At 60.9% G+C, this 17,684-nt stretch carries 20 protein-coding genes; 5 read left to right on the top strand and 15 right to left on the bottom strand.

All coding sequences use genetic code 11. The features are described from left to right. Positions 1-34: 34 nt before the first annotated feature. The 3 genes from JFV30_RS00920 (at position 35) to JFV30_RS00910 (ending at position 2,621) form a co-directional block, all read left to right on the top strand. On the top strand, positions 35-1,201 hold the full coding sequence (locus tag JFV30_RS00920; RefSeq protein ID WP_201121550.1) for an OmpA family protein: 1,167 nt from the start codon (positions 35-37) through the stop codon (positions 1,199-1,201). 27 nt (positions 1,202-1,228) lie between these two features. Next, positions 1,229-1,876: a pyridoxamine 5'-phosphate oxidase gene (gene pdxH / locus JFV30_RS00915; RefSeq protein ID WP_201121549.1), complete on the top strand. Its 648-nt coding sequence runs from the start codon at positions 1,229-1,231 to the stop codon at positions 1,874-1,876. A gap of 280 nt (positions 1,877-2,156) precedes the next feature. Next, entirely contained in the window at positions 2,157-2,621 is a 465-nt protein-coding gene (locus JFV30_RS00910; RefSeq protein ID WP_010176704.1) for a glycine zipper 2TM domain-containing protein, read from the top strand. Between the two features lie 77 nt (positions 2,622-2,698). Here JFV30_RS00910 and JFV30_RS00905 read toward each other — a convergent pair whose 3' ends face one another. The 4 genes from JFV30_RS00905 to nhaA form a co-directional block, all read right to left on the bottom strand. After that, positions 2,699-3,028, bottom strand: coding sequence for a hypothetical protein (locus JFV30_RS00905; protein WP_201121548.1), 330 nt, complete (start codon positions 3,026-3,028; stop codon positions 2,699-2,701). A 21-nt stretch (positions 3,029-3,049) separates the two neighbouring features. Beyond that, positions 3,050-3,295 carry a pyocin S6 family toxin immunity protein gene (locus JFV30_RS00900; protein ID WP_201121547.1) on the bottom strand — a complete coding sequence of 82 codons (246 nt, stop codon included), beginning with the start codon at positions 3,293-3,295 and terminating at the stop codon, positions 3,050-3,052. A 14-nt stretch (positions 3,296-3,309) separates the two neighbouring features. After that, a complete protein-coding gene (locus tag JFV30_RS00895) occupies positions 3,310-4,515 on the bottom strand; it encodes an S-type pyocin domain-containing protein (protein WP_201121546.1) in 1,206 nt (401 codons plus the stop codon). Between the two features lie 156 nt (positions 4,516-4,671). After that, positions 4,672-5,859: a Na+/H+ antiporter NhaA gene (gene nhaA / locus JFV30_RS00890; RefSeq protein ID WP_010176701.1), complete on the bottom strand. Its 1,188-nt coding sequence runs from the start codon at positions 5,857-5,859 to the stop codon at positions 4,672-4,674. Between the two features lie 213 nt (positions 5,860-6,072). Between nhaA and JFV30_RS00885 the strand changes: the two genes are divergently transcribed. After that, on the top strand, positions 6,073-7,170 hold the full coding sequence (locus JFV30_RS00885; RefSeq protein ID WP_173860404.1) for a PLP-dependent cysteine synthase family protein: 1,098 nt from the start codon (positions 6,073-6,075) through the stop codon (positions 7,168-7,170). 84 nt (positions 7,171-7,254) lie between these two features. Here JFV30_RS00885 and JFV30_RS00880 read toward each other — a convergent pair whose 3' ends face one another. The 3 genes from JFV30_RS00880 to JFV30_RS00870 form a co-directional block, all read right to left on the bottom strand. Continuing rightward, positions 7,255-8,868: an NAD(P)/FAD-dependent oxidoreductase gene (locus JFV30_RS00880; protein WP_201121545.1), complete on the bottom strand. Its 1,614-nt coding sequence runs from the start codon at positions 8,866-8,868 to the stop codon at positions 7,255-7,257. A 107-nt stretch (positions 8,869-8,975) separates the two neighbouring features. Further along, positions 8,976-9,647, bottom strand: coding sequence for a COG3650 family protein (locus JFV30_RS00875; protein ID WP_201121544.1), 672 nt, complete (start codon positions 9,645-9,647; stop codon positions 8,976-8,978). A 74-nt stretch (positions 9,648-9,721) separates the two neighbouring features. Continuing rightward, positions 9,722-10,321: a short chain dehydrogenase gene (locus tag JFV30_RS00870; protein ID WP_010176697.1), complete on the bottom strand. Its 600-nt coding sequence runs from the start codon at positions 10,319-10,321 to the stop codon at positions 9,722-9,724. Positions 10,322-10,425: 104 nt separating this feature from the next. Between JFV30_RS00870 and JFV30_RS00865 the strand changes: the two genes are divergently transcribed. Continuing rightward, complete coding sequence (locus JFV30_RS00865) at positions 10,426-11,334, top strand: LysR family transcriptional regulator (protein ID WP_201121543.1); 909 nt, start codon at positions 10,426-10,428, stop codon at positions 11,332-11,334. Here JFV30_RS00865 and JFV30_RS00860 read toward each other — a convergent pair. The 8 genes from JFV30_RS00860 to livH form a co-directional block, all read right to left on the bottom strand. After that, the gene (locus JFV30_RS00860) at positions 11,331-11,816 is read right to left on the bottom strand and encodes a DoxX family protein (protein WP_201121542.1); all 486 of its coding nucleotides are present in this window, start codon (positions 11,814-11,816) and stop codon (positions 11,331-11,333) included. The genes JFV30_RS00865 and JFV30_RS00860 overlap by 4 nt on opposite strands. Beyond that, positions 11,813-12,589 carry an HvfC/BufC N-terminal domain-containing protein gene (locus JFV30_RS00855; RefSeq protein ID WP_201121541.1) on the bottom strand — a complete coding sequence of 259 codons (777 nt, stop codon included), beginning with the start codon at positions 12,587-12,589 and terminating at the stop codon, positions 11,813-11,815. The genes JFV30_RS00860 and JFV30_RS00855 overlap by 4 nt, the downstream gene beginning before the upstream one ends. Further along, positions 12,586-13,461, bottom strand: coding sequence for an MNIO family bufferin maturase (bufB, locus tag JFV30_RS00850; protein WP_201121540.1), 876 nt, complete (start codon positions 13,459-13,461; stop codon positions 12,586-12,588). The genes JFV30_RS00855 and bufB overlap by 4 nt, the downstream gene beginning before the upstream one ends. 26 nt (positions 13,462-13,487) lie before the next feature. Beyond that, positions 13,488-13,793, bottom strand: coding sequence for a BufA1 family periplasmic bufferin-type metallophore (locus JFV30_RS00845; protein ID WP_010176692.1), 306 nt, complete (start codon positions 13,791-13,793; stop codon positions 13,488-13,490). A gap of 217 nt (positions 13,794-14,010) precedes the next feature. Further along, entirely contained in the window at positions 14,011-14,712 is a 702-nt protein-coding gene (locus JFV30_RS00840) for an ABC transporter ATP-binding protein (RefSeq protein WP_003211664.1), read from the bottom strand. A gap of 1 nt (position 14,713) precedes the next feature. Further along, entirely contained in the window at positions 14,714-15,481 is a 768-nt protein-coding gene (gene livG / locus JFV30_RS00835) for a high-affinity branched-chain amino acid ABC transporter ATP-binding protein LivG (RefSeq protein ID WP_201121539.1), read from the bottom strand. Beyond that, entirely contained in the window at positions 15,478-16,731 is a 1,254-nt protein-coding gene (locus JFV30_RS00830; protein ID WP_010176690.1) for a high-affinity branched-chain amino acid ABC transporter permease LivM, read from the bottom strand. Before JFV30_RS00830 ends, livG begins: the two co-directional genes overlap by 4 nt. Further along, positions 16,728-17,651: a high-affinity branched-chain amino acid ABC transporter permease LivH gene (gene livH, locus JFV30_RS00825; RefSeq protein WP_003211659.1), complete on the bottom strand. Its 924-nt coding sequence runs from the start codon at positions 17,649-17,651 to the stop codon at positions 16,728-16,730. Before livH ends, JFV30_RS00830 begins: the two co-directional genes overlap by 4 nt. Between the last annotated feature and the right edge of the window lie 33 nt (positions 17,652-17,684).

Genomic DNA, 17,684 nt, shown 5'->3' with positions numbered 1-17,684 from the left:
GGCCCCTGATTTTTTCTCATTTTGTGGATATCTCATGTTATCGAACAAGTCCTTGGCACTGGCGCTATGCCTCACTATTACTGGCTGTGCACAAACCCCACAAAATGATGCCGAAGGTGGGCATTGGTGGTCATTTGGCTCCGATAAGGCTGCTACCAAGGACGCAGTGAGCCAAGCCGACACCAAACCGGATGCCAAACCTGCCGTTGCTGCCAAGGCGCCTGCGCCGGTAGCACCTGCCGCTGCAGCACCTGCTCAGGCTCCGGCCCCGGTTGCCAAGGCGGATACCGGCTCCAGCTGGTGGCCGTTCTCGTCGAAAGCCGACGATGCCAAGGCTGACCTGAAAGCCGACCTCAAGGCCGCAACGCCTGCGTCCGGCGCACCGGCTGCCGCACCGGCTGCTGCACCTGCCGTCAAGACAGATACCGATACCAAGTGGTGGTGGCCGTTCGAAAGCAAGCCAAAGCCATTGGCCAAGGTCGACGTCGCCAACATCCCGATGCCTGATCCAAAAATCACCCAGGCCTGGCTGGACGATTACGAGCCGCGCCTGCGCCTCGCGATCAAGGACAGCAACCTGCAACTGGAACGTCGCGACAACGTATTGGTAGTGATTGCCCCGGTCGACGGTTCCTACAACCCGAAACGCCCGGCGATGTTGCTGCCGGTAACCCTGGGTCCATTCACCCGCGTTGCCAAGGCGGTTGAAGGCGATCCGAAGACCGCCGTACTGGTGCTGGGCCACGTCGATACCTCGGGTGCCGAGCCAGTGAGCCAGGCCCTGACCAAGGAGCGTGCGCAGTCCATCGCCTCGATCTTCAGCCTCAGCGGCCTGAAGCAGGACCGCCTGATGCTGCGTGGCATGGGCGACCTGATGCCACGTGCCGCCAACGACAGCACCCAGGGCCGGGCCCTGAACCGTCGCATGGAAATCATGTTCACCCAGCGCACCACCATGCTGGCCCTGCTGAGCAAGTACAACTCGGCCAACCCGCCGAAGGCTGAAATGGTGGCTGTGCAGGACGTTCCTGCTCCAGCAGTTGCTCCGGTCAAAAAAGCCGCGCCGGCGAAAAAACCGGTCGCCAAGAAAGCCGCTGCCAAGCCAGCGGCCAAAAAGGCCCCGGCCAAGCCAGCTGCTAAAAAGCCAGCACCGGCCAAGGCCGCTGCTCCAGCCGCTTCGAACGACCAGGCAAAAAACTGATTATTTGAGCAAGAAGGATAAAGCCGCATGACCCAGGCACTGGCCGATATGCGCCGTGACTACACACGGGACGGTTTGAGCGAGGCCCAGGCCCCGGACGAACCGTTTGCCTTGTTCCACCAGTGGTTCAGCGACGCGGTGAAAACCGAACAGCCACCGGTGGAGGCCAATGCCATGACCCTGGCAACGGTCGACCAGGACGGTCGCCCCCATTGCCGGATCCTGCTGCTCAAGGGTCTGGATGCACAGGGCTTTACCTTCTTCACCAACTATCAGAGTGCCAAGGGCGAACAGCTCGCGGCGCGCCCGTTTGCTGCCATGACCTTCTTCTGGCCGACCCTGGAGCGCCAGGTGCGCATCGAAGGCCGGGTGGTCAAGGTCACGCCTGAGGAATCGGACGCTTACTTCCAGGTCCGCCCCCTGGGCAGCCGCCTGGGCGCCTGGGCTTCACCGCAGAGCCGGGTGATCCGGGACCGCGAAGAGTTACAGGACCTGCTCAAGGCCACTGAGCAACGTTTCAGTGATACCCAGCCCGACTGCCCCGAGCATTGGGGCGGATATCGCCTGCTGCCGGAGCGCATCGAGTTCTGGCAAGGCCGCGCGAGTCGTTTGCACGACCGCTTGAACTACCGCTTGCAGGGTGCCGACTGGTCCCGTGAGCGGCTGGCGCCCTGAGCCCACCTTTCGTCACCTCGCCTGAATGCAGTGCTGCACGCCGAAGTCTCTAGTCAGAGGCTTTGGAGGTGTAACGCTGCGCCGCGTTTTCAGCCATTCGCTACAATGATGAAACAGTCCATGAAGATCCCGATGGCGGTGAGGTTTATACCGTTCGTCGAGTTTTTCGGTACAGGCAGACTGTACTAAGGCTGAATGAAAACAATTTTCTGCCCGGCATGGCGTGACAGGCAGCAAGCCGCAGCGGTTTAATGATTACCTGTCCTTTGGAGTTGATGCTATGCGTAAGTCTGTTTTACTGGTTGCCTGCTTTACCACCTTGTCGTTGCTGCTGGGTGGCTGCGCCTCGAGTCTGACCGGCGACTCGTACTCCCGTGACGAAGCACGTCGCGTGCAAACTGTTCGCATGGGCACCATCGAATCCCTGCGTCCGGTGAAAATCGAAGGCACCAAGACCCCAATCGGCGGCGTGGCTGGCGCAGTGGTTGGTGGTGTTGGCGGCAGCGCTATCGGTGGTGGCCGTGGCAGCATCGTCACCGGCGTGATCGGTGCCGTTGCCGGTGGCTTGCTGGGTTCCGCTGCAGAAGAGGGCCTGACCCGCACCCAAGGCGTTGAAGTCACCGTTCGTGAAGACGACGGCAGCATGCGCGCCTACGTCCAGGCCGTTGACCCGAACGAAGTCTTCCGCATCGGCGACCGCGTTCGCATCATGACCGTGAACGGGACCAGCCGCGTTACTCGTTAAGAGTAAGGTCGCAGGAACAGAAAAACCCCAACCGGGTGACCGGTTGGGGTTTTTTGTTGGGCGTATGTCTTGCCAGATCAGGTGAACATCTGGATATCGTCAAGCGTGTCTTGGACGGCACCACTCAGAAACGGTGATTTTGTTTTTGCTTGTTGCAGTGCTGGCGAAATTTTCGCCATGTCCAGCTCACCGAAGCGCCGCGCGATGTGGCCTATCGCAATGATGGCAGCTGACGCGATGTTCTCGTCATCATTGCTCACATACCGGAGGCAGGTTTCTTGTGCCCACGTAGCGTCTGTCTCGTTAAGGCCAATGGATATAAGGGCTTCTGTGATCTTGTTTAGGTCGTTGGTGGCTAGAAGGCTTATAGCTTCATCGTGGCTCAAAGACGGGTCGTGATAAATCAAGGCATACCTTTGGTTGTACCGTTATGCGCGTACCCCGATGAAGTATTCCAAGTCATCGGGGAGGTTGATGTTAAGCAACACCGCCAATTGCGTTATCTGACTTTTTGTCAGCTCCAGCTCACCTGGAGCCAGGTTTTCCAGAGGCTTTGACTCTGTGAGTTGGGCAGCAGCCTGATTGAGTTCGGCTCCTTCTATATCGAATTCGTATTGCAACGAATCATCCTGTTTTTCGTCAGGGTAGAAGCCGGTAATTGTTAAATGGGTCATGAATCGTATTCTCGCTATTGTCGAGTAGTCGTTCTGCCTGGCTTTGCTGGGCCAGTCTGCTCGCCCGTTATATGGTTGAACTCTCCTAGGTGTATCGCAAATCTGTCAAATTTTTCCACGGCGTTGCTTTTATAGTCCCATTCGTAGATTTTCCCTTTCCTATCGACCCACCTTGCTCTCTTTTTTCCTCCACCTTGAACGGATGATTTAGGTTTAACCCTTGCTGCGTCGGGAAAGGCTGGAAGTGTGTTAGGGGCCTCATAGTAGCCATGGTCCCCTGGTCTAACGCTGACCACCACGTAGAGCGGCCGAACCCCCGAGTCCGCCGGAAACACCAGAATGAAATCCCTGTATTCCGGCGGGTAGATCGGGTCAACGATGATGCTGGCGGCCTTCTCCGTCGGCGGATACACCCAGATTTGCGGTGCCTGCGGCGCAGCTTCCAAAGCAGGGATACCAAGTGTGTCGGCCGGATCGATGGCAGGCGTCCAGATCAGCTCAATCCCGTCGCCCAAGTCTGCGACCTGATGTGTGCCTCGCAGCCCAAACTGCACGACATCGATCATTTCCCAGTCGCGATTTTTCCCTGTGTAGAAGGCGTATCCCTTGAGGGTGCCGTTAGCTAATTGCTCGACGTGCAGGCGAACCCGTGTACGCGCTCGTGGCATTGAGCGCAGTTGACGGTCGCTGTAGAGCGCGCTGTCGCCCAAGCTGGAGGGCCAGATAAGTGCTGCAACCCCAAGCATCAGGCCAGCGGCGACTGTCCCAGCACCGGCTGCGACGCTTGATGCCCCGCCTATCGCGGAACCGCCCAATGCCAATGTGCCGAGCCCTGCCGGGAGTGCGCTGCCGCTGATCTTCTTGAGCGGCAGCAGCCCCTCACTGTCCGTTTCACGGCCACCGAGCAGCACGTGCTCGCCATAGTCCCCTATGCGATCAAGCGGTATGTAGCCGGACGGATTGTTGTAGTCGATGAGGGCGTCGGGCAGGTCGCAGGACTTGGCGAACACGCATCCAACCCTGGGCAGTGGCGTTGGCGGCGACTCCACTTTGCGTCTGGCCTCGTAGGCCTCCTGTCGGGCAAGCATGGCTTCGTAGGCTCGCTGCCTGGCCTCTCGATCAGCCAACTCGCGCTCGTTCATGTTATCGAGCTTTCGGTAGCCCCCCGTGCCGGTCCCGTAGCATCGCCAGACCTGGGGTATGTCCTTGTTGTTTGCCATCGTGCCCTCCTGGCGTGTTGCATAACGACGTCCGACGGTGGAGCCGGGAGCACGACGTTATGGCAAGCAGCGGAGGGTGGATGTAGGACGGTTCTGTGAGATGGCGCCGAATGGGCCTAGAGGAGGTTGGAGCCGGCAAGCCGGCTCCAAAAGCGGTTACGCCTGAACGAGTACCTGCTTGCGACTGGCCATCGCCGTCACTGCATACCCGATCAACGCCGCCAAGATCGAGCCGGTCAGGATGCCCATCCGGTCCATGCCGGCGTATTCACTGCTGCCCGGTACAAACGCCAGGGAGCCGACAAACAGGCTCATGGTGAAGCCGATGCCGCACAGGATCGCGACGCCCAACACCTGGCCCCAGTTGGCACCGGCGGGCAGCGCTGCAACGCCGGTCTTGACCATGACCCAGGCGAAACCCATCACGCCAACGGTCTTGCCCAGCAGCAGGCCGGCGGCGATGCCCAGGGGCACGTGGTGGGTGAAGCTTTCCAGGTTGACGCCGGTCAGTGAGACGCCGGCATTGGCAAAGGCAAACAGCGGCAGGATCGCATAGGCCACCCAAGGGTGCAGCGCGTGCTCCAGGGTCAACAGCGGCGAAGGTTCGGCGTTTTTCGTGCGCAACGGGATGCAGAACGCCAGGGTCACGCCGGCCAGGGTGGCGTGCACACCACTCTTGAGCACACAGACCCACAGGATCAGCCCGATAATCATGTAGGGCCCCAGCTTGACTACGCCGAGCCGGTTCATCGCAATCAACGCGATCAGGCACGCCGCGGCACCGGCCAATGAGGCCCCGGACAGGTCGGCGGAGTAGAAGAGGGCGATCACGATGATTGCACCCAGGTCATCGATGATGGCCAGGGTCATCAGGAACAGCTTCAGTGACACTGGCACGCGCTTGCCCAGCAAGGCCAATACGCCCAGGGCGAAGGCAATGTCAGTGGCCATGGGAATCGCCCAGCCACCGAGGGCGGCGGGGTTGTCCTTGTTCAGCGCCCAGTAGATCAGGGCCGGCACCACCATGCCGCCGATGGCTGCCGCGCCCGGCAGTACCACTTGCGAGGGTTTGGACAGTTGGCCGTCGAGCACCTCGCGTTTGACCTCAAGGCCGATCAACAGGAAGAACAGGGCCATCAGCCCGTCGTTGATCCACAGCAGCGCCGGCTTGGCGATTTTCAACGCGCCAATTTGCGCGACCACGGGAACGTCGAGAAAGCTCGCGTACCAGTGCGACAGCGGTGAGTTGTTGATGATCAGCGCCAAAGCGGCGGCAGCGATCAGGAGCAGACCGCTGGCGGCTTCCAGCTGGAAGAATCGGGTGAAAGTGCTACGCAGAGGCAAGGGATGCTCTCCAATCAAAGTTCAATAGGTGGGTACCCTAACCCGTACCGTTAGTTGTTAAAACAAAAGTTATATTCTTATTTGTTATAAGGGATCGGCCTGATCAGTTGCTCGCCAAAGCCCGAAAATTGTGTGTCCAATTGAGTCATGACTGTATCTGTGTGGAGTGTAGGAAACATCCTAAGATCAAGTCTGAAATCCTTAGAGAAACCGATCATGAGCGACAACCGCCAATGGGCCCGCGAAGCCATTCGTATTATTGAAGCGGACTTCCAGCGCAGCGCCGACACCCACTTGATTCCCTTGCCGCTGCCGGGTTTGCCGGGCATCGAGCTGTATTTCAAGGATGAGTCCAGCCATCCCACCGGCAGCCTGAAGCACCGGTTGGCGCGCTCGTTGTTCCTCTATGCGTTGTGCAATGGCTGGCTCAAGCCCGGTGCACCGGTGATCGAGGCGTCCAGCGGCTCCACGGCGATTTCCGAGGCGTACTTCGCCCGGTTGCTGGGCTTGCCGTTTATTGCGGTGATGCCGGCCACCACCTCCCAGGAAAAGATCGCGCAGATCGCGTTCTACGGTGGCAAGAGCCACCTGGTACAGGATCCGACGCAGATCTACGCCGAATCCGAGCGCCTGGCGCAGGAGAGCGGTGGCCACTTCATGGACCAGTTCACCTACGCCGAGCGCGCCACCGACTGGCGGGCCAACAACAACATCGCCGAATCGATCTTCCAGCAGTTGCGCTTTGAGCGTTATCCGGAGCCGAGCTGGCTGATTTCCAGCCCCGGCACAGGCGGCACCACGGCGACGTTGGGGCGTTATGTACGTTATCGCCAGCACTGCACCCGGGTGTTGTGCGCGGACGCGGAGCGTTCGGTGTTTTTCGACTATTACCTGAGCGGCGACGCCAGCCTGCGCCTGGAGTGTGGATCGCGCATCGAAGGCATTGGCCGTCCACGGGTCGAGGCGTCGTTCTTGCCGAAAGTGATTGATGCGATGGTCAAGGTGCCGGATGCGCTGTCGCTGGCGGCCATGCATTACCTGGCCCAGCGGCTGGGGCGGCGAGTGGGCGGTTCCAGCGGCACCAACCTGATCGGCGCGTTGATTGCGGCGCAGCAGATGAAAGCGGCGGGGGAGTCGGGCTCGATCGTGGCGATCTTGTGCGACGGCGGTGAGCGCTATGCCACGACCTATTACGATCAGGCGTGGCTGGCAGGGCAGGGGTATGAGTTGGAGGGTTTGATCGCGGCCGTTGCGGCCAGTGTCGAGCGGGGAGAAGCGCTGCCTGACAGCGTGTTGCGCGCCAATATCTGAAACACCCACTGTAGGAGCCGGCTTGCCGGCGATGGCGATCTTGAGGACGCCATCGCCGGCAAGCCGGCTCCTACAAGGTTTACGTCAGGCCTCGATACCCAACATATCCCGCGCCAGCGCCTCGGCGATCCGGATCCCGTCGACACCCGCCGACAAGATCCCGCCTGCATAACCGGCACCTTCACCCGCCGGGAACAAGCCCTTTACGTTCAAGCTCTGCATCGACTCGTTACGGGTAATCCGCAGCGGCGACGAGGTGCGGGTTTCGATCCCGGTCAGGACCGCATCGTGCAGTGAGTAACCCTTGATCTGCTTCTCGAACGCCGGCAGCGCTTCGCGGATGGCTTCGATGGCAAAGTCCGGCAACGCCAGGGCCAGGTCACCCAGGGCCACGCCAGGTTTGTAGGACGGTTCCACTGTGCCGATGGCGGTGGACGGCTTGCCAGCGATGAAATCACCGACCAGTTGCGCCGGTGCTTCGTAGTTGCTGCCGCCGAGGATGAACGCGTGGGATTCCAGGCGCTCCTGCAACTCGATCCCGGCCAGCGGGCCGCCCGGGTAATCCACTTCCGGGGTGATGCCCACCACGATTCCTGAGTTGGCGTTGCGCTCGTTACGCGAGTATTGGCTCATGCCGTTGGTCACCACGCGGTTCGGCTCGGACGTCGCCGCTACCACGGTGCCACCCGGGCACATGCAGAAGCTGTAAACCGAACGGCCGTTCTTGGCATGGTGCACCAGCTTGTAATCCGCCGCGCCGAGTTTCGGGTGCCCGGCGTACTTGCCCAGGCGCGCGGCGTCGATCAGCGATTGCGGGTGTTCGATGCGGAAACCCACCGAGAACGGCTTGGCTTCCATGTACACGCCACGGCCATGGAGCATGCGGAAGGTGTCGCGGGCGCTGTGGCCGAGGGCCAGGATCACGTGTCTGGACAGGATCTGCTCGCCGCCATCCACCACCACGCCATTCAACTGGCCATCTTCGATCAGCACGTCGGTGACCCGCTGCTCAAAGCGCACTTCACCGCCCAGGGCGATGATCTGCTGGCGCATGTTTTCCACGACGCCGGTCAGGCGAAACGTACCGATGTGCGGCTTGCTGACGTAGAGAATTTCGTCCGGCGCGCCGGCCTTGACGAACTCGTGCAGCACCTTGCGACCATGGAATTTCGGGTCCTTGATCTGGCTGTAGAGCTTGCCGTCGGAGAAGGTCCCGGCGCCGCCTTCACCGAACTGCACGTTGGATTCCGGGTTCAGCACATTCTTGCGCCACAGGCCCCAGGTGTCCTTGGTGCGCTGGCGCACTTCGCGGCCGCGCTCGAGGATGATCGGCTTGAAGCCCATCTGTGCCAGCAGCAGCCCGGCGAAGATCCCGCACGGGCCAAAACCCACGACGATCGGCCGCTCGGTCAGGCCTTCCGGCGCATGGCCAACAACTTTGTAGCTGATGTCCGGTGCCGGGTTGACGTTGCGGTCGTCGGCGAACTTGAGCAGCAGGGCCGCCTCGCCTTTGACGTTCAGGTCGATGGTGTAGATGAAGCACAGCTCCGACGATTTCTTGCGGGCGTCGTAGCTGCGTTTGAACAGGGTGAAATCGAGCAGGTCATCACTGGCGATGCCCAGGCGCTGCACAATGGCTGGCCGCAGGTCTTCTTCGGGATGGTCGATGGGCAGCTTGAGTTCGGTGATTCGTAACATGACAGGAATCCGGTAGGCGGCGGGCAAAGAGGCCGGCTGTTTTGCAAACCGGCGATTATAAGCCCCAACTGCACTTTCCCGTCATGTTAAAACAGCGCAGGGGTCAATCAGTCGTCCCGGGAACCGCCGAATGACGCGCAGCCGCGCTGCACCTGGCCGTTCACCCGCAACTCGGCAGACATGTGTTGCAGGCTGCCGCTGGCGCTGTCGACACAACGTTGCGGGGCCACCCACAGTTCGATGTGCTGGTTATTGGCTTCGGTCATCAGGTTGAACCGTCCGTCGCCCGATTGCTCTTCCACATAAGGCACGGCCAATGGCGGCTGGCCTTCGCGTTCCAGCACCATGCCCTTGGCAGTGACGTTCATCGCCCAGGCCGGCTTGTGGCCGTTGGCCCGCAGGATCATGCGCTTGAAGTCCGGGTCATCGCAGGCCGAAGTCGAGCGTTCGACGCGATACACCTGTTGCAGGTCCACGCTGCCCTGGGTGCCGCTGGCAACGCCGGAGAACTTGCCACGCACATCGGCAAACAACGCGCCCTGCTGGCCGGCCAGGGAGGCGGCTTCCTGCAGGATGCTGGTGCCGCCGGTGTCGTTGACCACGTAGTTGCGTTTGTCGTTGCAGGGCTGGAACAGCAGTTTGTCACCCTGGGCCGTCAGCTCACCCTGCATGCGGGTCAGCCCGGCGAGAGAGGGCTTGGCCGGCTCGTTGTCGAACATCTGGCAGGCGGCGAACAGGGGCAACAGGGCAAACAAAGCTAGGGTACGGGCGGCACGCATTATCGGGTCTCCTGATAAGTGCCGCCACGTTACGCAGGCTGACGGTGCATCACAAGCCCGGGACACAGGTTGAATCAACCAACAATAAACGTCTGCCCCGTTTGCAAGCCTTCCACGCTTTTCGCGTAGGCCAACGCCACCTCAGCTCCAGGAGCCGGTTTGTAGCCGCGGAAGTACGGTGCGTAGCTGCCCATGGCTTCCAGCAGGACGGTAGGGCTGACCGAGTTGATGCGCAGGCCGCGCGGCAGTTCGATGGCTGCGGCTTTTACGAATGCATCCAGCGCGCCGTTGACCAGGGCTGCCGAAGCACCGGTGCGAATCGGATCACGGTTGAGGATGCCGCTGGTGAAGGTGAACGACGCGCCGTCATTGGCGAACTCGCGACCGATCAGCAGCAGGTTGACCTGACCCATCAGCTTGTCTTGCAGGCCCAGGTCGAAGTCGGTCGCGCTCATTTCGCCCAAGGGCACGAAGTTGACGCTGCCGGCGGCGCAGATCAATGCGTCGAACTTGCCGGTTTGTTCAAACAGTTTGCGGATCGAGGCGCTGTCGCTGATGTCGACCTGAAAGTCGCCGCTCTTGCGACCGATGCTGATCACTTCATGACGTTGGGACAGTTCTGCCTTGACCGCCGAGCCCACGGTGCCGCTTGCGCCAATCAACAGGATTTTCATCGTGCCTTCCTCCAGATGTGTAGGTGAGATTTCAGTCTAGAGTGATTTTTTGCGCGGATAAGTGCACTAATAGGCAACCTTTGGTTTTCAATTGGAAACAATCCATGAGCGAAATGGATGACCTCGCGGCATTTGCCGTGTTGATCGAAGCCGGCAGCTTTACCTTGGCGGCCCAGCAGTTGGGCTGCAGCAAGGGTCAACTGTCCAAGCGCATCAGCCAGTTGGAGGCGCAGTTTTCGGTGGTGTTGCTGCATCGGACCACGCGCCGCCTGAGCCTGACGGCGGCGGGTGCGGCGCTGTTGCCGCAAGCCCAGGCGTTGGTGGTCCAGGTGGAGCGGGCACGTCAGGCATTGGCCCGGCTCAAGGATGATCTCGTCGGCCCGGTGCGTATGACGGTTCCGGTGTCCCTGGGCGAAACCTTCTTCGACGGTCTGTTGCTGGAGTTTTCCCGGGAGTACCCACAGGTGCAGATCGAGTTGGAACTCAACAACCATTACCGGGACCTGGCGCGGGATGGCTTCGACCTGGCGGTGCGTTCGGAGGTCGCCAACGACGAGCGTCTGGTCGCCAAGCCGTTGCTCGCCTGGCACGAGATGACCTGCGCCAGCCCGGCATATCTGGAACAGTATGGCGAGCCGTTGGCACCGGCAGAACTGGTGGGCCACAACTGCCTGCTGAACAGCCACTACAGCGGTCGTGAAGAGTGGCTGTATCACCAGCAACATGAACTGCTGCGGGTTCGCGTCTCCGGGACGTTTGCCTCCAATCATTACAACTTGTTGAAGAAGGCTGCGCTGGTAGGGGCGGGCGTCGCACGTTTGCCGTCCTACGTGCTACACGCGGAATTGGCTGACGGTCGCTTGCGCTGGCTCCTGCGGGATTATCAGACCCGCAGCATGCCGATGTACCTGGTCCATCCCTATCAAGGTGGCCTGCCGCGGCGCACCCAGGTGCTGGCGGATTATCTGGTGGGCTGGTTCAAGCGCAGCGGCGAAGCCCTGGACCGCCTTTAGCGGTAGCGCCGGGCGATCAGGTGATCAAGGGAGAAACTGCCCGGCCCCTTGGCCATCAACAGCAACAGCAGGGCGATCCAGGTGCCGTGGGTCGGGTAGGCTTCCGGGTAGACGAACAGCTGGATGGTCAACGTCATGCCCAGCAACGCCAGCGCCGAGAAGCGAGTGGCAAACCCTACCAGGATCAGCACCGGGAAAAAGTGCTCGGCGAACGCGGCCATGTGCGCCGCCACTTCGGGCGACAGCAGCGGCACGTGGTATTCGCTGCGAAACAGCGGCAGCGTGGACGGCGCCAGGTGCGGCCAGCCCAGTTGAAAGGTGCCGCCGATGAGGTCCACGGCGAAGCCCTCAACCTTGGTTTGGCCGGACTTCCAGAACACCGCCGCAATGGAGAAGCGTGCGACGAAGGCGATCAGGCTGTAGGGGATTCTCTCGAAGAGTTGAATGATCTTTTGGATCGGGCCGGGGGCGATGGTGTTCATGGCGATACCTTTTGTTCTGTGTGCAAGTGGGTGATGGCGCCGTGGCCGATCAGCAGGGCCAGGCATTGGTGCAGATCAAATTCGTCGGCCGCATCGAGGGCGTAAGCCACGGCCATCTCCAGCGGCCAGCCGTTGTTCAGGCTGTTGATAAACGCTGCCGAGCCGCTGTCGATGTGAAATACCTGCACCTGCAAGCCATTGCGCAGTACCAGCGCGCTTTGGGCGTGGAAGGGGTCGAGCGTGGCAAGGGATTCGTCCGTCTGGTGCGCGGCCCATAGAGCCACCACGGCGTAGGCCGAGTTCAGGGTGGTCAGTGACGGATGCAGTTGCAGGCGCAGTTCGCCCAGGTCCGACTGTTGTTGCAGGGTGGCGATGAGCGCCTGTTGATCCAGGGGTGTGGCGTCTGCCGCGTGATACGCCCTGACCCGCAGCCGTTCCAGGCGCGCCACGTCAGCCAGGTACGGCACGCTGGCAGCGGGGGCGAAACCCTGGATAAAGTCGGGCAGGTCGGCGCCGTACTCATTGATCAGCGGACTTGCCGGTGGGAACGCCTGGACATACACACCGGCCATCGCCCGAAAAAACGCATCACCCACCAACTGCAGGGTGACCGGGTAGCCAGCGGTCAGGGCATTGATCAGCGAGCTGTGAACGTTGTTGCGATACACCGCAAAACGGCTGGCCGGGTCAGCGCCGTTGCGGCTGAACACACCTTGCGGGCACGTTTCGTCTGGCGACAACAGGGCGCTGGCAAATTCCTCCTGGCGGCTCATGTGCGCACCTCCAGCAGAAACCGTTCGGCCTGGTGCGCTTCGGCGTGCAGCACGCTGAACGCCGGCACCTGGTTGTCACGTTCGATCAGCGTGGCGACCGGCCCGGTGCGTGTGAGCACCTGCTGGTAGAGCTGCCATACCGCGTTGTCGATCGGGGCACCATGATCATCAATCAGCAGACGATCACCCAGGCTGTCGGTGTCTTCGGCAAACCCTGCCAGATGAATCTCGCCCACGGCGTGCAACGGCAGGGCATCGATGTACTTCAGCGGGTCTTGCTGATGGTTGATGCACGACACATACACATTGTTCACATCCAGCAACAGCCCGCAGCCGGTGCGGCGGATCACCTCGCTGATGAAGTCGGTCTCCTCCAGCGTGGAGCACTGGAACTGCAGGTACGTCGAAGGGTTCTCCAGCAGCATGGGGCGCTGCAGGCGGGTTTGCACCTGGTCGATGTGTTCGCACACCCGCTTCAGGGTTTCATCGTCATACGCCAGCGGCAGCAAATCATTGAGAAACACCGGGCCGTGGCTGGACCAGGCCAGGTGTTCGGAAAAAGAGTGGGGTTGATAGCGTTCGATCAGCGTCGCGAGGCGCGCAAGGTGCTCGCTGTTCAGCGGACCTTCGCCGCCGATGGACAGGCCCACGCCGTGCAGTGACAGCGGGTACTGTTCGCGGATCAATCCCAGGTAGTGATGAAAAGGCCCGCCGGCCACCATGTAGTTTTCGGCGTGGACTTCAAAAAAACCGATGTCGGGGGAAGTCTCGAGCACTTCACTGAAGTGCTCGTTCTTGAGCCCCAGCCCGGCCCGACGTGGGAGGCCGGGCGCCTGAGCCTGGGGGATGGAGTGGGTGCAGGGGAGCGTCATCGTCAGTACTCAGGCTGCGCAGGGTTTCAGGACTTGGCGGTGAAGGCCGCTTCCTGGCCGAAACCGGTTGGCGAGGTGGCGCTTGGGGTTTTCAGGCAGGTGCCGGCCGGGACCAGTTTCCAGGCGTTGGCTTGATCCTTGACTTTCGAGGTGCCGGCGCAAGTGGTGCCAGCGCCTGCAGCGCAATCGTTCTTGCCGGCTTCAGCTACGCCGAAGCACTTCTGCATGTCATCGGCAGCGTGGGCGGTGGTGGTCAGGGCGGACAGGCTCAGGGCCGAACCCAGGGCCAGGACGAGGGTGGCGGCGGACAGCGAACGGGTTTTGGTAGTCATGGTGTATCTCCAGCAGTGGGTTGAGTTGGCAAGCGTAGTTGCCTGCTTACACCACTAGAGACAGGGGGAAGGGATTCGTTACAAACACGGCGAAATTAATTTCAGGTTTCGCAAAAAAAGTGTGGGAGCTGGCTTGCCTGCGATGCTGACGCCTCGGTGTTTCAGAACCACCGAAGCGATGCTATCGCAGGCAAGCCAGCTCCCACAGAGGCCGGCGTTAACCGCCTAAATAAGCCTCACGCACTTTCGGATCGGTCAGCAGTTGTTCGCCGCTGCCCTGCATCACCACCCGGCCGTTTTCCAGCACATAGGCGCGGTCGGCGATCTTCAGTGCCTGGTTGGCGTTCTGCTCCACCAGGAACACTGTTACACCGTCCTTGCGCAGCTGTTCGATGATGTCGAAGATCTGCTGGATGATGATCGGCGCCAGGCCCAGGGACGGTTCGTCCAGCAGCAGCAGCTTGGGCTTGCTCATCAGCGCGCGTCCGATGGCGAGCATTTGCTGTTCGCCGCCGGACATGGTGCCGCCGCGCTGGCTGAAGCGTTCCTTGAGCCGAGGGAACAGGTGCAACACCTTGTCCATTTGCTCCTGGTAATCGCCCTTGTCGGTAAAGAACCCGCCCATGGCGAGGTTCTCCTCCACGGTCAGGCGGGCAAATACCCGACGGCCTTCCGGAACCACGGCAATGCTCTTGCGCATGATCTCGGAGGAGGCCTGCCCCACCAGTTCCTCACCCATGTAGCGGATGCTGCCGCTGTGAGCCTGGGGCGAACCGCACAGGGTCATCAGCAGCGTGGACTTGCCGGCACCGTTGGCGCCGATCAGGGTGACGATTTCGCCCTGGCGCACTTCGACGTTGACGCTGTGCAGCGCCTGGATCTTGCCGTAGAAAGTGGAAACGTTTTCGAATTGCAGCATTTTACGCTTCCCCCAAATAGGCTTTGATCACGGCCGGGTTGTCACGGATCTGCTCCGGCGTACCGTCAGCCAGTGGTGTGCCCTGGTTGATCACGACGATATGGTCGGAAATGCTCATGACCAGTTTCATGTCGTGTTCGATCAGCAGCACCGTGGCGTTGTTTTCTTCACGCAGCACACTGATCAGCGCCTTGAGGTCTTCGGTTTCCCGTGGGTTCAGGCCGGCGGCCGGCTCGTCGAGCATGAGGATCCGCGGGCGGGTCATCATGCAGCGGGCGATTTCCAGACGACGTTGCTGACCGTAGGCCAGGGTGCCGGCAGGGCGGTTGGCAAACTCGGTGAGGTTGACCTTGTCCAGCCAGTATTCGGCGTACTCCATGGCCTCGCGCTCGCTCTTGCGGAACGACGGGGTCTTGAACAGGCCGGCAAAGAAGTTGGTGTTCAGGTGGCGATGCTGGGCGATCAAGAGGTTCTCGACCGCCGTCATGTCCTTGAACAACCGCACGTTCTGGAAGGTCCGCACCACGCCCTTGCGGGCAATCTCGTGGCCGGCCAGGCCCTGGATCGGCTGGCCGTCCAGCAGGATGCTGCCACCGCTTGGCTTGTAGAAGCCGGTCAGGCAGTTGAACACCGTGGTCTTGCCGGCACCGTTGGGACCGATCAGCGCGACAACCTGTTTCTCTTTTACGGTCAGGGCCACGCCGTTGACCGCCAGCAAACCGCCGAAGCGCATGCTCAAGTTTTCGACTTTCAGGATCTCGCGGCTCATTTGCGCAGCTCCATGTGTGGACGTTGCATGGGCAGCAGGCCTTGAGGACGCCAGATCATCATCAGCACCATCATGGCGCCGAACATCAACATGCGGTATTCGCTGAACTCACGCATCATTTCCGGCAGCAGGATCATCACGATCGCCGCGAGGATCACGCCCAGCTGCGAGCCCATGCCACCCAGTACCACGATGGCGAGGATGATCGCCGACTCGATGAAGGTGAACGACTCCGGTGTCACCAGCCCCTGGCGCGCGGCAAAGAAGCTGCCGGCAAAACCGGCGAATGCGGCGCCGAGGGTGAAGGCCGAGAGCTTGATGATGGTCGGGTTCAGGCCCAGTGCACGGCAGGCGATCTCATCTTCGCGCAACGCTTCCCACGCACGGCCGATCGGCATGCGCAGCAGGCGGTTGATCACGAACAGTGCGGCCAATGCCAGCAACAGCGCCACCAGGTACAGGAACACCACCTTGCTGATCGGGTTGTAATCCAGCCCGAAGTACTCGTGGAAGGTTTGCATGCCTTCTGCGGCGGAACGGTCGAACGACAGCCCGAAGAATGTCGGCTTGGGAATGTTGCTGATGCCGTTGGGGCCGCCGGTGATGTCCGTCAGGTTACGCAGGAACAGACGGATGATTTCACCGAAGCCCAGGGTCACGATCGCCAGGTAGTCGCCCCGCAGGCGCAACACCGGGAAGCCCAGCAGGAAGCCGAAGGTGGCCGCCGCCATACCCGCCAGTGGCAGGCATATCCAGAAGCTCCAGCCCAGGTAGTGCGACAGCAACGCATAGGTGTAGGCACCCACCGCGTAGAAGCCCACATAACCCAGGTCGAGCAGGCCCGCCAGGCCCACCACGATGTTCAGGCCCAGGCCCAGCAACACGTAGATCAGGATCAGCGTTGCGATATCCACCGCGCCACGGGACCCGAAGAACGGCCAGATCAACGCGGCCACGATCAGGCCGATGATGATGTAGCGCTGGGTGCGCGGCAGGGTCAGGAACTGGCTGACCTTGGGCGAAACCAGCGGGCCACGGTTGGACTTGAGGAGCGCACCGACCTGCTGGGTGAACAGCACGCGCAGGAACATCAGCACCGAGCACAGGGCAATGATGGTCAATGTCACCGGGCCGGTGCCATGCACTTCAAGGTTGATTCCGACAATGCTCAGCTTGAGCCCGAGTACCGGAAAGGCCACGGCCCAGACCAGCAAGGCGCTGAAAAACGCCGATTTAAGATATCTGCTCATACTTTCTCAACCTCCGGACGGCCCAGAATGCCGGTCGGCCGGAACAACAGCACCAGAACCAATAGACCGAATGCCACCACGTCCTTGTACTGGTCGCCGAACACATCGGCGCCAAAGGCTTCAGCCACCCCCAGCACCAGCCCGCCGAGCATCGCGCCCGGAATGCTGCCGATGCCGCCCAATACCGCTGCGGTGAAGGCCTTGAGGCCCACCAGGAAGCCGGCGTTGGGGTTGATCACGCCATACTGCATGCTCAGCAACACGGCAGCGATGGCGGCCAGTGCGGCACCGATGACGAAGGTCAGGGCGATGATGTTGTTGGTGTTGATGCCCAACAGGTTGGCCATCTTGATGTCTTCGGCGCAGGCCCGGCAGGCGCGCCCCAGACGGGAGCGGGAGATGAACAGGGTCAGGCCGAGCATCGCCACCAGGGTGACGACGAAGACCAGGATCTGCATGTAGGAAATCAGCACTTCTTGTGCGCCGCCTGGGCCGAAGGAGATGCTCCCCGGGATCAGGTTGGGAATGGATTTGTCCTTGGAATCCTGGGACAGCAATACAGTGTTCTGCAGGAAAATCGACATGCCGATCGCGGAGATCAGCGGGATCAAGCGGTTGCTGCCACGCAAGGGGCGGTACGCAACGCGTTCGATACTGTAGCCATAGGCACTGGTTACGACGATGGACGCCAGGAACGCAGCGGTCATCAACAGCGGCAGGGAATGGATACCCAGCATGGCCAGCCCGGCAAGGGCGATGAAGGCCACGTAGGAACCAATCATGTACACCTCGCCATGGGCGAAGTTAATCATTCCAATGATGCCGTAAACCATTGTGTAGCCAATGGCTATCAAGGCATAGGTGCTGCCAACGGTCATCCCGTTAACCAGCGTTTGGAAAAAATGATAGATCTCAGGCATTACAGCGCTCCTAAAAACCCGATACGCATTTCA

The sequence above is a fragment of the Pseudomonas sp. TH32 genome, from assembly GCF_016650855.1.
Taxonomy (GTDB): Bacteria; Pseudomonadota; Gammaproteobacteria; order Pseudomonadales; family Pseudomonadaceae; genus Aquipseudomonas.
The sequence above is the reverse complement of the archived record's forward strand: the minus strand, read 5'-3'. Positions and strand labels throughout refer to the sequence as shown.

Coding starts and splice junctions, on each gene's coding strand:
- JFV30_RS00920 (WP_201121550.1), top strand. CDS start 35: ATGTTATCGAACAAGTCCTTGGCACTGGCGCTATGCCTCACTATTACT.
- pdxH (WP_201121549.1), top strand. CDS start 1,229: ATGACCCAGGCACTGGCCGATATGCGCCGTGACTACACACGGGACGGT.
- JFV30_RS00910 (WP_010176704.1), top strand. CDS start 2,157: ATGCGTAAGTCTGTTTTACTGGTTGCCTGCTTTACCACCTTGTCGTTG.
- JFV30_RS00900 (WP_201121547.1), bottom strand. CDS start 3,295: ATGACCCATTTAACAATTACCGGCTTCTACCCTGACGAAAAACAGGAT.
- JFV30_RS00895 (WP_201121546.1), bottom strand. CDS start 4,515: ATGGCAAACAACAAGGACATACCCCAGGTCTGGCGATGCTACGGGACC.
- JFV30_RS00880 (WP_201121545.1), bottom strand. CDS start 8,868: ATGTTACGAATCACCGAACTCAAGCTGCCCATCGACCATCCCGAAGAA.
- JFV30_RS00875 (WP_201121544.1), bottom strand. CDS start 9,647: ATGCGTGCCGCCCGTACCCTAGCTTTGTTTGCCCTGTTGCCCCTGTTC.
- JFV30_RS00870 (WP_010176697.1), bottom strand. CDS start 10,321: ATGAAAATCCTGTTGATTGGCGCAAGCGGCACCGTGGGCTCGGCGGTC.
- JFV30_RS00865 (WP_201121543.1), top strand. CDS start 10,426: ATGAGCGAAATGGATGACCTCGCGGCATTTGCCGTGTTGATCGAAGCC.
- JFV30_RS00860 (WP_201121542.1), bottom strand. CDS start 11,816: ATGAACACCATCGCCCCCGGCCCGATCCAAAAGATCATTCAACTCTTC.
- JFV30_RS00855 (WP_201121541.1), bottom strand. CDS start 12,589: ATGAGCCGCCAGGAGGAATTTGCCAGCGCCCTGTTGTCGCCAGACGAA.
- bufB (WP_201121540.1), bottom strand. CDS start 13,461: ATGACGCTCCCCTGCACCCACTCCATCCCCCAGGCTCAGGCGCCCGGC.
- JFV30_RS00845 (WP_010176692.1), bottom strand. CDS start 13,793: ATGACTACCAAAACCCGTTCGCTGTCCGCCGCCACCCTCGTCCTGGCC.
- JFV30_RS00840 (WP_003211664.1), bottom strand. CDS start 14,712: ATGCTGCAATTCGAAAACGTTTCCACTTTCTACGGCAAGATCCAGGCG.
- livG (WP_201121539.1), bottom strand. CDS start 15,481: ATGAGCCGCGAGATCCTGAAAGTCGAAAACTTGAGCATGCGCTTCGGC.
- JFV30_RS00830 (WP_010176690.1), bottom strand. CDS start 16,731: ATGAGCAGATATCTTAAATCGGCGTTTTTCAGCGCCTTGCTGGTCTGG.
- livH (WP_003211659.1), bottom strand. CDS start 17,651: ATGCCTGAGATCTATCATTTTTTCCAAACGCTGGTTAACGGGATGACC.